The sequence below is a fragment of the Sporosarcina sp. P1 genome (assembly GCF_002743155.1).
Lineage (GTDB): Bacteria > Bacillota > Bacilli > Bacillales_A > Planococcaceae > Sporosarcina > Sporosarcina ureae_B.
The window spans coordinates 127,040-138,632 of sequence record NZ_PDYS01000009.1 but is presented as its reverse complement, the minus strand read 5'-3'; the positions used below and the strand labels follow the sequence as shown (position 1 = coordinate 138,632).

The window sequence follows — 11,593 nt, the reverse complement described above, 5'->3', positions numbered from 1 at the left end:
TTACAGTATCTGCAAAGGTATGTACTTTTAGGTAGACGAAATTCTTAACTTACAATAAAAAATATTTTGGGTCACTAGTAAAGTCCGATAAACCTTGTCATTATCATCTTTTCAAGAGGGAGTCGCCCCTCTTACGCTCCAATCCTACTAAGCGACTTTAGTTACTTCAAGACATTATGAAAGTCAGTAAGAGGATACTTTTCTATACTTGTACTTTGTTTCAAGTGGAAATATCAAATCCAATTCAAGTACAGTCACAACGTATTTTAAAGTTCTAATTAGGGATTGGAGTGCAGAGCGGCGACTCCCGCGGGAATAGCATGAGCCTTGAGACCCCGCAGGTAGCGAAGCGGACGAGGAGGCTCAAGCCATGCCCGCAGGAAAGCGTCCGCTCGGAACGGAAATCCCCAACCACAACACTAATTTTACTTTCTATTTAATCTTTCATTTTATAAAAACAAAATACAAACTCAAACATCAGAAGGGTAGTGTAGTCACTATGCAACGCACACATTATTGTGGGAACTTATCAGAACTACAAATCGGAGAAGAAGTCACGCTTAAAGGCTGGGTGCAGAAGCGCCGTGACCTCGGCGGACTCATCTTCATCGACGTCCGCGACCGTGCAGGCATCGTCCAGACGGTCTTCAACCCAGATATCTCAAAAGAAGCTCTCGAAATCGCTGAAACATTGCGTAACGAATACGTCATCGAAGTCACAGGTCTCGTCATCGAACGTGAAGAGCGTACGAAGAACAAAAACATTGCAACGGGTGCAATAGAAGTTCAAGTCGTGGAAGTGAAAGTCGTCAACGAAGCGAAAAACCCACCGTTTACTATTGAAGACGAAACGGACGTAGGTGAAGAAACGCGTCTGAAGTACCGTTACCTCGATCTTCGTCGCCCAGAGCTTGCAAAAGTTTTCAAAATGCGTTCAGATATTACGAAAACAGTGCGTAACTTCTTGGATGAAGAAGGATTCTTGGAAGTGGAAACACCAATTCTAACGAAATCCACTCCTGAAGGCGCGCGTGACTATTTAGTACCAAGCCGTGTTCACGAAGGTGAATTCTACGCATTGCCACAGTCCCCACAGTTGTTTAAGCAGTTATTGATGGTATCCGGCTTCGACCGTTATTACCAAATCGCTCGTTGTTTCCGTGATGAAGACTTGCGTGCAGACCGTCAACCGGAATTCACACAAATTGATATGGAAATGAGCTTCATGTCAATCGAGGAAATTTTGGAGCTTAACGAACGTTTAATCAAGAAAGTAATGAAAGATGTTAAACAAGTGGATGTTGAAACTCCATTTAAACGTATACCATATGATGAAGCGATGGGACGTTTCGGTTCAGATAAGCCGGACACTCGTTTCGGTATGGAATTGACGGATGTATCTGAAATCGTCAAAGACTCTTCATTTAAAGTATTCGCTGGCGCAGTTGAAGCGGGCGGCCAAGTTAAATTGATCAACGTTAAAGGCGCGGCGGATAAATATTCACGTAAAGATATTGATGCACTTGGCGAGTTTGCAAAAGTGTATGGCGCGAAAGGTATGGCTTGGTTGAAAGTGACGGAAGACGGCTTCAATGGCCCCATTGCGAAATTCTTCGATGGAGAAATCGGCGAAGCGCTAAAAGTAGCTGGCGGCGGAGAACCTGGAGATTTGTTCTTATTCGGAGCAGATAAGAAATCTGTTGTAGCGGATTCACTTGGTGCATTGCGTCTGAAGCTTGGAAAAGAATTAGACTTGATTGACCAATCTCAATACAACTTCCTATGGGTGACGGACTGGCCGTTATTCGAGTACGACGAGGAAGATGGCCGTTATTACGCAGCTCATCACCCATTCACGATGCCTGCTGATGTGGAAGAATTGAAAACAAGTCCTGAAACTGTAAAAGCCCAAGCATATGACTTAGTGTTGAACGGTTATGAGCTAGGTGGCGGATCATTGCGTATTTATCAGCGTGACGTACAAGAAGCGATGTTCAAGGCACTTGGATTCACGGAAGAGCAAGCGCGCGAACAATTTGGCTTCTTGTTGGATGCGTTTGAATACGGTACACCTCCACACGGTGGAATTGCGTTCGGTCTAGACCGTATCGTGATGTTGCTTGCTGGATCTACCAACTTGCGTGACACGATTGCCTTCCCTAAAACAGCTAGTGCAAGTGATCTATTGACTGAAGCACCAAGTACTGTGGATGATGCACAGTTAAAAGAACTTGGGATTAAAGTAGTTGCTGAACCAGTAAAAAAGTGAGTAAACAACTATTTTAAAAGACTTCGCTCAAATTGATTGAATTATAAAAAAACATGTGATAAGATGAAGGTAGTAGAAATCCTGAAGTGTTCGTCATTTGTAAATTAGTTTTGACCCAACATCTTATCGTCGGGAGTTCAACGTTATAGCTTGGCTGACATGCCTTTAAACGGGACGTCAAAAGAGTTATACAGGACACCCACCTGCTATTAGCGGGTTCAAAGCGATATTCAAAGACGGCACAGTCGGGATTTCACTTTCTTACAAACATTCACCTTCTTGCTTACGCAAGGAGGTTTTTTATTGCCTAAAATTCAGTTAGTTGCGCGTGTGCAGGAAACTGTTTTAGGATAGAGTAAATACAATTTATGATAAAGGATGCGGTATGGATGTTACATCAATTTTCGAGAAATGAATTATCGATAGGTAAAGAAGGCGTAGAGAGAATGAAGGGCAAGACAGTTGCGATTTTAGGCGTCGGGGGAGTCGGTTCATTTGCAGCTGAAGCATGTGCGCGGACAGGAGTTGGACGTATTATTTTAGTCGATAAAGATACGATTGATGTCACCAATATCAACCGCCAACTCGTCGCCTATTTATCGACGGTAGGGCGTTCTAAAGCCGCTGTCATGAAAGAACGAATTGCAGATATCAACGCAGACTGTGAAGTGATTGATCTACATATGTTCTATACTGAGGAAACGTCTGAAGAATTCTTCTCGTACGCGCCGGATTATGTGATCGACGCTTCAGATACGATCAGCTATAAAATTCATTTGATCCAGCAATGTGTCGAACGCGGAATTAAAGTGATTTCGAGCATGGGCGCTGCCAATAAAACGGATCCAACACGTTTCCGGATTGCGGACATTTCGCAAACGCATACAGATCCATTAGCAAAAGTGATGCGTCTTCGTTTGCGCAAGCTGGGTATTCCTAAAGGTGTACCTGTTGTGTTCTCGGATGAAAGCCCCATTGTTGTGCGTGAAGATGTCCTTGAAACGGTCGGAAATGCCGATGCATCGATCCGAAAAGCACAAATGCCTCCAGCTTCCAATGCATTTTGTCCGTCGGTGGCGGGTTTAATTCTCGCCAGTTGGGTATTAAATGATATAGTGGCAGATATTCCTGTGGAACGTGTCAATGATGCCAAATAAAGGAGAGGTTATATATGGAAACAACCGAAATGATCATTAATGGAAAGCGACTTGGTGCGGATCTACCGCAAATCGAAGTAGTGAATCCTTCAACTGGTGAGACAATCGGTGCCGTACCTAAAGGCGGCAAAGCGGAAGCAACGCAAGCGGTCGATGCGGCTTCTGCTGCATTTTCGGATTGGGCAGCTTTGTCTGCGTATGAGCGCAGTGCGTATTTAATGAAATGGCATGCCTTGATTGAGAAAAATGAGGAAAGTATAGCTGAAACTATGACGGCTGAGCAAGGGAAGCCTTTAGCGGAAGCACTTGGTGAAATGCGTTATTCGAATGGATATATTAGCTGGTTTGCAGAAGAAGGTAAGCGGATTTATGGTGAAACCATTCCTGCTACGCAATCCAATAAGCGAATGTTCGTCCAAAAGCAACCAGTAGGTGTCATCGCGTCGATTACGCCATGGAACTTCCCTGCAGCTATGATTGCACGTAAAGTCGGCCCTGCACTTGCAGCAGGCTGTACAGTTGTGATGAAGCCCGCTTCTCAAACTCCATTGACTGCGATTCGTTTAATTGAGCTTGCACAAGAAGCAGGCATTCCTGACGGTGTGCTGAACCTCGTAACGGGCAGTGCGAGTGAAATTGCAGAAGCTTGGCAGGAAGATGGTCGCGTGCGCAAGCTGACATTTACAGGATCTACTGAAATCGGCAAGACATTGATGAAAGGTGCAGCCGATACGATGAAGAAGATTTCATTGGAATTAGGTGGACAGGCACCCGCGATTATTATGGCTGATGCGGATCTTGATAAAGCAGTGGATGGTGTCATCGCGGCAAAATTCCGCAATGCAGGACAAACGTGTGTCTGTGCGAACCGTATTTACGTACATTCATCGATTGCAGAGGAATTCACAACACGCATTGCAGAAGAAACAAGGAAATTAAAAGTCGGCGACGGCAAAGAAAAAGGTGTCGTAATCGGTCCATTAATTGATCAGGATGCAATTGATAAAGTGGACGAGCATGTACTAGATGCAAAATCCAAAGGGGCAACAGTCGTTACGGGCGGTGAACATATTGAAGGGTTATTCTACCAACCAACGGTCTTGAAAGACGTAACCGACGAGATGCTCTGTATGGAAGAAGAAACATTCGGCCCTGTATTGCCAATTGCGACGTTTGAGACACAAGAAGAAGTCATCAAGCGTGCGAATGATACAGTATTTGGATTAGCAGCATACGTCTTCACGGAGAACATCACACGAGGTATTCAAATATGTGAAGCATTAGAGTATGGGATCGTAGGTCTGAATGATGGCTCGCCATCTGCACCGCAAGCTCCGTTTGGTGGCTTTAAACAAAGTGGTCTTGGGCGAGAAGGTGGACATCAAGGTATAGACGAATATCTGGAAGTAAAATATATCTCACTAGGTTTATAATAAAAAGAAGCAAAAAGGGAGAGCTGTACTCTTCCTTTTTGCTTCTTTTAATTGGTATGGAATTCGCGCAAAATACTATTGCCATCCAGTACTTTAAAATGCGCAGTCATCGTGCGGTCTTGTACACTGTCTGCCGCAACATGATGGCCGAAATCGGGGACATAGACGCGATCGAGACCAAAATTCACGATGTAATGGTCGTTCTGGCGATACTCTCGGTCGGTGGTCTGTGCCAGCCAGCCCATTAAATAGACACCTTCAGCAGGTTTTTTATCGCTTAATGAAACTAATTCAGCGACACCGTTGTTGTGTTCCAATACGCCAAATACCCGTGTCTGACCGATGTCGTTAGGTTTTTTTAATGCTGTCACCAAACTAGGGGTCATGCGCTCCTTTGGTACTTTTTCGACGTCGTAGCGAAGTAGGACATAATTTTCGTTTGCATCTTGCTCGGTAATCGTTTCTGATTGCAGGTAGATATCCGTGCCGTTTTGAATTGTGGTGAAGTAAGGAATTGTAAGACTAGCTAAGATGAGCAGGGGAACGATGAAGAGTATGGATATACTGAATTTACTATGTTTGGGTCCCATTTCAGAGTCACCACCTTTTCTGCCATTTTCATAAAAAGTGTTCTTCTTATGTACAGATAGCATGTGCAGATGATGTATGTTTTAGTAATTAATTACCCAGTTTTTTATTTAGGAAACCTCTCACAATGGTTATGTATATAGTAGAGTGGGGTGGGTAAGGGGAGTTGTGTGCTTTTTTGATGTGTATGCGCGAGGTGAGACAGAGGAAACGCATGAACTCCAGTACCTGATAATCAGACAAACAATGTTCCCGGCCAACACTAAGTTCATTCTATATATGGTGCGCACCCCTATCCTATTCACTATTTTTCTAACACAAAAACTGCCACAACAAGTCATAGCGACTAGTGTGGCAGTACTTTTATTAAATCAATAATCCAAATAATGTACTATCTTTATTTACTTCTTTATAAGGGAATCCGTTTTTTTCCATGCGAGCAATCAGGCCGTTATAGTCTTCTTTGTGTTTAATCTCAATTCCGACAAGACCTGGACCGCTCTCTTTATTATTCTTCTTCGTATACTCGAACATCGTAATATCGTCATCCGGTCCAAGTACACCATCAAGGAACTGGCGTAGTGCACCTGCGCGTTGTGGGAAGTCGACGAGGAAATAATACAGTAAGCCTTCGTAAATCATCGACTTCTCTTTGATTTCCTGCATTCTACCGATGTCGTTGTTTCCACCGCTGATCACACAGACGACGCACTTGCCTTTGATTTCATTTTTATAGAAATCGAGTGCTGCAATGGGAAGGGCACCTGCTGGCTCGGCGATGATCGCGTGTTCATTGTATAGATCGAGAATTGCCGTGCATACTTTACCTTCAGGGACGCTGACGATATTTTCGAGATAGTTATTGCAAATATCGTAATTCAGATTACCTACACATTTGACGGCCGCGCCATCAACGAATTTATCAATCGTTGCCAAAGGGACAACCTTTTGCGCATCGATAGAAGCCTTCATGCTCGCTGCACCTGCTGGCTCTGCACCGATCATCTTCGTATGCGGAGACAAGTTTTTGATGTATGTACTAATTCCGGACATCAATCCACCGCCACCGATACTTGCAAATACATAATCAATTGGCTCTTCGATATCATTCATGATCTCAACAGCTACTGTTCCTTGACCTGCGATGATATCCTTGTCATTAAATGGATGAATGAAAATACGCTTTTCTTTTTCCATCAATTCAACCGCTCTCTCGAAACAATCGTCGAACGTATCTCCAACTAAAATAATTTCAATGCGATCGCGTCCGAACATTTTCACCATGTTTACTTTTTGTCTAGGAGTTGTTTGTGGCATGAAGATTTTGCCGTCAATATCGAGTTTCGCACATGCGAACGCTACACCTTGTGCATGGTTACCTGCACTCGCACAGACAATTCCTTTTTTACGTGCTTCTGTTTCGATGCGTTTCATCTTATAATAAGCACCACGCAACTTAAAGGAGCGGACATGTTGCAAATCTTCACGCTTAATATACACATGGCAGTCATACTTTTCTGATAGACGATCATTTTTCTGTAAAGGCGTATGAGCTACGATGTCTTTCAGCAGCTGATTGGCGATTAAGATATCTTCTACTTGAACACTTGGAGTTTCCATTTTTTTCACCTTCATAACTTATCATCTAACCTCCGTTATTGAGTCAACGTTTACTCATAATAACATGAAAAAAACTGAATGAACACAAGAAAGTTCAAAATTGTGAGTTTATTTTAAGAATAGCGACTTTATTTTAAAAAGGCTTGTAGATGTAAGCGGTTACTTCGTTGGCGAAGACTTTCGATAAATTGGATAGATCAATCATTTGATTTATTTATTATATAAAGGAGTTATTTACCTGTTATACCATAGCATTAGACAGTACATGTAGATTGCATTTCAGATTATGCACGAGTAAGTGGTGTTTAATTCATAAAACATAAGGGAAAACTAGTGGATGAAGAACTAACACACCAGGAAGGAAGCGTTTATTCATGCAGAAATGGGATAGTAGACCCGAAAAGCCGGATAATATGCAATGGACGGTGTTTGTCGTAACTCTTGTCATTATCGCGGCTGTAATAGTTTACGGGTTGATCATGTAAAGAGGTGAGAAGTGGTATGCCATAAGATGGGCGTACCATTTTTTAATTTCATCTTTTACAATTCCTTCATTCGTCGCGCTCTTTTGTATTCTGTCGCGTAATAAAAGATTTCATCCGAAAAGAGTGACAAATCTGACGACTCTGTTATATATTAGTCTTAAGAAAAGTTGCTGTATCAGTACAGTGAATCACACAAACCGAATGGAGGAATGAACGATGAAAAAGAATACAGAGCAGAAAAGACAAATGGTGGAAAAAGTTTGTACGGAATGTGGAAATCAGTTCAAGGAAAAGCAAGAGTCCGTAATGTACGAATGTGAGCGTTGTGTCGGACGACATGAAGAATAATCATCATCCTATGCTCCCTTATACGGGGCATAGGATTTTTTATGGATGAAAGTTTAAGGAAGCGATGCGCGTAAAGTTATTGATTTGCTAATAAAAAGTTTCGTGAAACCGTGCCAATGCTGACTATATATACATTTCACTTGAAAAATATTCCAAAACCATCCGAACGATACCGTGATTTCTTTTTCATAATCCTATCCAACCTGTTAGTATAAATGGATAGAATGTGTGGAACGCTCTATCGATAGTCTTAAAGTTGCTTACGTGTAATCCGTTCAGCTCGCAGATGAAAAACCTCATTCGGATAGCAATGGGATACTGTATACAAATTTAAATTATATAGGGGTGTATTAGTTTGGATGACAAAAAAGATGTATTAGATAGCGGTCCTTTCTTTCATGGAACAAAAGCAGAACTGAAAGTTGGAGATTTATTAGAACCACAATTTCTATCAAATTACCAAGATAAAAAATCTAACTACATATACTTTACTGCAACAGTAGAAGCGGCTAAATGGGGTGCGGAATTAGCAAAGTCTAAATCAAAAGAGAGAATTTACCTTGTAGAACCAGTGGGTGTTTTTGAAAATGATCCCAACTTAACTGACAAAAGATTCCCTGGAAATCCAACACGTTCCTATAGGTCTAAATCTCCTTTGAAAATAGTTGCCGAATTAAGTTCATGGGAAAGACATTCCGATGAAGAGATAAATCATATGCTAACTTCTTTAAAAGAGTTAAAAGAACAAGGGAAAAATGTAATTGAAGATTAATTCTTACTATCTCTTAAGGAGTAAAGGAAGCATATGTAAAAAGTCTGATTTCTTAGTATACAATTGAGAAATCGGGCTTTTTCATTTTCTTAGAAAGAGCCCGTTAACGAAAGGTATTATGCAGAATAAATCATATCCTTAGCCCTTGTTAAAGAACTTCGAATGAATAATGTTTTAGAAAAACTGAGAGTGGTATAGAATGATAAGATGTATTAAGTATGTTGGAAAGGAGGATGTGTGTATGGCGTACATTGGTTTATTATTAATCGCAATCTCAGTATTGATTGTCGCCATCTACCTTTCATTGTTACTAACGAAGTCTTCGAACTTATTGCTGACGGTTATGGGAACGGTAAAAGGGGTAGAGGCAGAGCTCGACAAGAGCATTGAACAATTATATGGAACTTTACATGAGACTGAACAACTGGCGACAGATGTTCAAGTGAAACTCGCTGCAACGACGCCTTTATTTTCTACTATCGAAAATATTGGACGATCAAGCCAGTACTTGAGTGAAGAAGTAAACAAGCGGACAAGACAATTTGAAGAGGATGGTTCTCTTCCAGGAACAGAAAAGTTTGTTCAAGCCATCCAATATGGAGAGTTTGGTGCCCAAGTTTACGATTCATGGCAACGTGGCAAAAAGAGTTTAAAAAATACGTAAAAGGAAATGAGGGTTGAGAATGGATCTCGTTGGAATTGGCGTCATACTCATCGGTATCGCCTTCGTCATTTTAGCTATTTATTTTGCTAAGGTATTACAACAAGTTGGAAATATACTACAGGACGTTGATAAGACGGTAGGTGCGCTTCCAAAGCAACTGGATGGTATTTTAGATGAAACAGGAGACCTAATTAAAAACAGTAATAATTCGTTAGCAGATATCAATACAAAGATTGAAAATCTAACTCCATTGTTCCAAGTGATTGGTGACCTTGGAGAGTCTACACATCAGTTATCCTCTTCGTTAGTGGACATGTCTTCATCTGTTCAACAAAAGGGAGATCATACGGACACATCAGAGCAAAACAAGAAGCTAGGTAACATCTATGGTTCCGCTATGTTAGGTTATTATATCTTTAAAAAGCGTAAGCAATCTGTGAGCGCGGCGAAAGATCGTGCCGAACAGGTCGGCCCACAAAAAAAGTTACCAGCACCAGATCAAGCATCGTTTTAAGTGCTGAAAAAGACTGAAGATCAACCCCAATCGGGCTTGGTCTTCAGTCTTTTTTTGGTGCGGAAGTGTTGTGGGGAGTACTGTTGATGGGGAAGTACGACGCGGAGTGGATCGAATTTACGAATATCTGAAGGGTAGACATTGATAGAATGATATAAGCACATCAAAGCATAGATGCTTAAATTTGCGACTTTCAAAAAAATGAAACCATTTATATGTAATGTACGTATGAATAGTAGAACAATGTTTATGTATTAGATGTATTTTAGTACTAAGTGTCATAGTTGTGATTTTGCATAAAGGATTTGTGCTCGTGCAGTAATCGAGCTGTTTTATTAAAAAAGGAGGTGGAAGGATGGATACTATTTCCCAGATTTTACATTATAATAATCCGATGTTTTATGTCATCATTATTTGGTCCGTTATTTGGAAAGGTATAGCCCTTTGGCATTCTGCTCGTAATAAACAGTTAGCTTGGTTCGTTGTTCTTCTAATCGTCAATACGATCGGACTTTTAGAAATTATTTATCTTATTTTCTTTAGGAAAGATAAGAAAACAAATAGATGAGCTATCTCTGCTATTTAAAAAATTCATGGATCGGTTTTATAGCGATACCTGCTCTATTTACGTGTAAACATTGACGCGTAGGCATTTAAAAGACCACCAATTCATATGCGAATTAGTGGTCTGTTTTGTGTTTTATGTGAGTGGAATGAACAGGTCTTCCACTTACGGACGCATCTTCTTGAGTTCTTTACGCTGCTGCATCAAATAAAATGCTAACGTAGCGACTCCATACAAACCTTTATACTCTTTCTCGCGGACAAACTCGCCAGCATTTCCTACACGATCCTTAAAACGAATCGTCTTATCAAGTGCGGCAGTCGTTACTTCACGAGAAGCTTCACCTACATCTCCAACGATCTGGAATACCGGCGTCACTTCATAAATCTGCTTGTTTACATTACTGATTGTATCATTCGTCGTATGAAGAATCTGCTGGGTCTGACCTGTAACTTCCGCTACCGTTGACGGCAGGGTATCGGTCGTCTTCTTGACACTTTCCAATACCTCGGTCAATTTCCCAAGTGGTTTAATTAACACGATCGCGACAATAATTAGAGCAATGCCGATGAGCAATACACCTATTCCTAGTACCCAATCCATCAAGTTCACCTCTCTCTGTTATTCTGCTTCATCTTATAGTACATTTTTGACGCTGCTTCAGACAATGCAGTCGTTTGCTCCATCAACTTGGCATACTTGCCAGGAGGCGCTGATACTTGATCCGCCATTTTAGCGATAGAGTTCTGCACGTACTGGGTGGATTCGCGCAGTTCTTTCGCTGAAGCCGCCAATCCGTCAACCGATTGCAGTTTTGCATTCGCATCATCCGCAATTTGGTTCGTCTGAGTCATGAGCTGATCGGCTTTATCTGTGATGCCGCCCACTTTCAGTTCCACACGTTTCATCGTTTCTTTTACATCTGTCATTGCTTCTTTGACCGCCTTGGCTGTTTTAATAATAGCAATTGCGATAACTACTAAAGCCGCAACGGCGACTATGGCACTAATATACAAGAGCACCTTCAATCTAGTCACCTCCACATAATAAGTGCGTTTCTAATCTAAACGTCTAGCTTCCGTCGAAACGGGTAAACGTTCTATATCCTTGTCATTCCACAAATGAAAGTAATCTAAACACTGGTATGCTAATTAACTAGTAAAACGATGTTTCCATAT

The 11,593-nt window shown here is 41.4% G+C and carries 12 protein-coding genes and 1 other RNA gene; 9 read left to right on the top strand and 4 right to left on the bottom strand.

The window, feature by feature from the left end; translation table 11 throughout:
* Positions 1-499: 499 nt before the first annotated feature.
* The 4 genes from aspS to CSV73_RS10690 all read left to right on the top strand — a co-directional run bounded on the left by aspS (position 500) and on the right by CSV73_RS10690 (position 4,859).
* Positions 500-2,269, top strand: a complete 1,770-nt coding sequence (gene aspS / locus CSV73_RS10705; RefSeq protein ID WP_085130992.1) for an aspartate--tRNA ligase — start codon at positions 500-502, stop codon at positions 2,267-2,269.
* Between the two features lie 75 nt (positions 2,270-2,344).
* Positions 2,345-2,525, top strand: a non-coding RNA gene (gene ssrS / locus CSV73_RS10700) — 6S RNA.
* A 133-nt stretch (positions 2,526-2,658) separates the two neighbouring features.
* Complete coding sequence (locus CSV73_RS10695; RefSeq protein WP_099627544.1) at positions 2,659-3,426, top strand: tRNA threonylcarbamoyladenosine dehydratase; 768 nt, start codon at positions 2,659-2,661, stop codon at positions 3,424-3,426.
* 14 nt (positions 3,427-3,440) lie between these two features.
* Complete coding sequence (locus CSV73_RS10690; protein WP_099627543.1) at positions 3,441-4,859, top strand: NAD-dependent succinate-semialdehyde dehydrogenase; 1,419 nt, start codon at positions 3,441-3,443, stop codon at positions 4,857-4,859.
* A 47-nt stretch (positions 4,860-4,906) separates the two neighbouring features.
* Here the strand turns inward: CSV73_RS10690 and CSV73_RS10685 are convergent, their stop codons facing one another.
* Positions 4,907-5,449: a GDYXXLXY domain-containing protein gene (locus tag CSV73_RS10685; protein ID WP_158232344.1), complete on the bottom strand. Its 543-nt coding sequence runs from the start codon at positions 5,447-5,449 to the stop codon at positions 4,907-4,909.
* 364 nt (positions 5,450-5,813) lie between these two features.
* Entirely contained in the window at positions 5,814-7,067 is a 1,254-nt protein-coding gene (gene ilvA, locus CSV73_RS10675; RefSeq protein ID WP_369802584.1) for a threonine ammonia-lyase IlvA, read from the bottom strand.
* Positions 7,068-7,768: 701 nt separating this feature from the next.
* Between ilvA and yhfH the strand changes: the two genes are divergently transcribed.
* The 5 genes from yhfH (at position 7,769) to CSV73_RS10650 (ending at position 10,418) form a co-directional block, all read left to right on the top strand.
* Entirely contained in the window at positions 7,769-7,900 is a 132-nt protein-coding gene (gene yhfH / locus CSV73_RS10670) for a protein YhfH (RefSeq protein ID WP_099627541.1), read from the top strand.
* Between the two features lie 355 nt (positions 7,901-8,255).
* On the top strand, positions 8,256-8,672 hold the full coding sequence (gene arr, locus CSV73_RS10665; protein ID WP_099627540.1) for an NAD(+)--rifampin ADP-ribosyltransferase: 417 nt from the start codon (positions 8,256-8,258) through the stop codon (positions 8,670-8,672).
* 241 nt (positions 8,673-8,913) lie between these two features.
* Positions 8,914-9,336: a DUF948 domain-containing protein gene (locus tag CSV73_RS10660; protein WP_158232343.1), complete on the top strand. Its 423-nt coding sequence runs from the start codon at positions 8,914-8,916 to the stop codon at positions 9,334-9,336.
* A gap of 19 nt (positions 9,337-9,355) precedes the next feature.
* Positions 9,356-9,850, top strand: a complete 495-nt coding sequence (locus CSV73_RS10655; RefSeq protein WP_232319190.1) for a DUF948 domain-containing protein — start codon at positions 9,356-9,358, stop codon at positions 9,848-9,850.
* 355 nt (positions 9,851-10,205) lie between these two features.
* Positions 10,206-10,418 (top strand): DUF5652 family protein, encoded by a 213-nt coding sequence (locus tag CSV73_RS10650; RefSeq protein WP_099627538.1) that lies wholly within the window; start codon positions 10,206-10,208, stop codon positions 10,416-10,418.
* Positions 10,419-10,580: 162 nt separating this feature from the next.
* Here CSV73_RS10650 and CSV73_RS10645 read toward each other — a convergent pair whose 3' ends face one another.
* Together CSV73_RS10645 and CSV73_RS10640 are read right to left on the bottom strand one after the other, a co-directional pair.
* A complete protein-coding gene (locus tag CSV73_RS10645) occupies positions 10,581-11,018 on the bottom strand; it encodes a DUF948 domain-containing protein (protein WP_085130983.1) in 438 nt (145 codons plus the stop codon).
* A 5-nt stretch (positions 11,019-11,023) separates the two neighbouring features.
* Positions 11,024-11,437 (bottom strand): DUF948 domain-containing protein, encoded by a 414-nt coding sequence (locus CSV73_RS10640; protein ID WP_232319241.1) that lies wholly within the window; start codon positions 11,435-11,437, stop codon positions 11,024-11,026.
* Between the last annotated feature and the right edge of the window lie 156 nt (positions 11,438-11,593).

What these genes read in the sequence shown, in the direction of transcription:
- aspS (WP_085130992.1), top strand. Translation starts at nt 500, where the DNA reads ATGCAACGCACACATTATTGTGGGAACTTATCAGAACTACAAATCGGA.
- CSV73_RS10695 (WP_099627544.1), top strand. Translation starts at nt 2,659, where the DNA reads ATGTTACATCAATTTTCGAGAAATGAATTATCGATAGGTAAAGAAGGC.
- CSV73_RS10690 (WP_099627543.1), top strand. Translation starts at nt 3,441, where the DNA reads ATGGAAACAACCGAAATGATCATTAATGGAAAGCGACTTGGTGCGGAT.
- CSV73_RS10685 (WP_158232344.1), bottom strand. Translation starts at nt 5,449, where the DNA reads ATGGGACCCAAACATAGTAAATTCAGTATATCCATACTCTTCATCGTT.
- ilvA (WP_369802584.1), bottom strand. Translation starts at nt 7,067, where the DNA reads ATGGAAACTCCAAGTGTTCAAGTAGAAGATATCTTAATCGCCAATCAG.
- yhfH (WP_099627541.1), top strand. Translation starts at nt 7,769, where the DNA reads ATGAAAAAGAATACAGAGCAGAAAAGACAAATGGTGGAAAAAGTTTGT.
- CSV73_RS10660 (WP_158232343.1), top strand. Translation starts at nt 8,914, where the DNA reads ATGGCGTACATTGGTTTATTATTAATCGCAATCTCAGTATTGATTGTC.
- CSV73_RS10655 (WP_232319190.1), top strand. Translation starts at nt 9,356, where the DNA reads ATGGATCTCGTTGGAATTGGCGTCATACTCATCGGTATCGCCTTCGTC.
- CSV73_RS10650 (WP_099627538.1), top strand. Translation starts at nt 10,206, where the DNA reads ATGGATACTATTTCCCAGATTTTACATTATAATAATCCGATGTTTTAT.
- CSV73_RS10645 (WP_085130983.1), bottom strand. Translation starts at nt 11,018, where the DNA reads ATGGATTGGGTACTAGGAATAGGTGTATTGCTCATCGGCATTGCTCTA.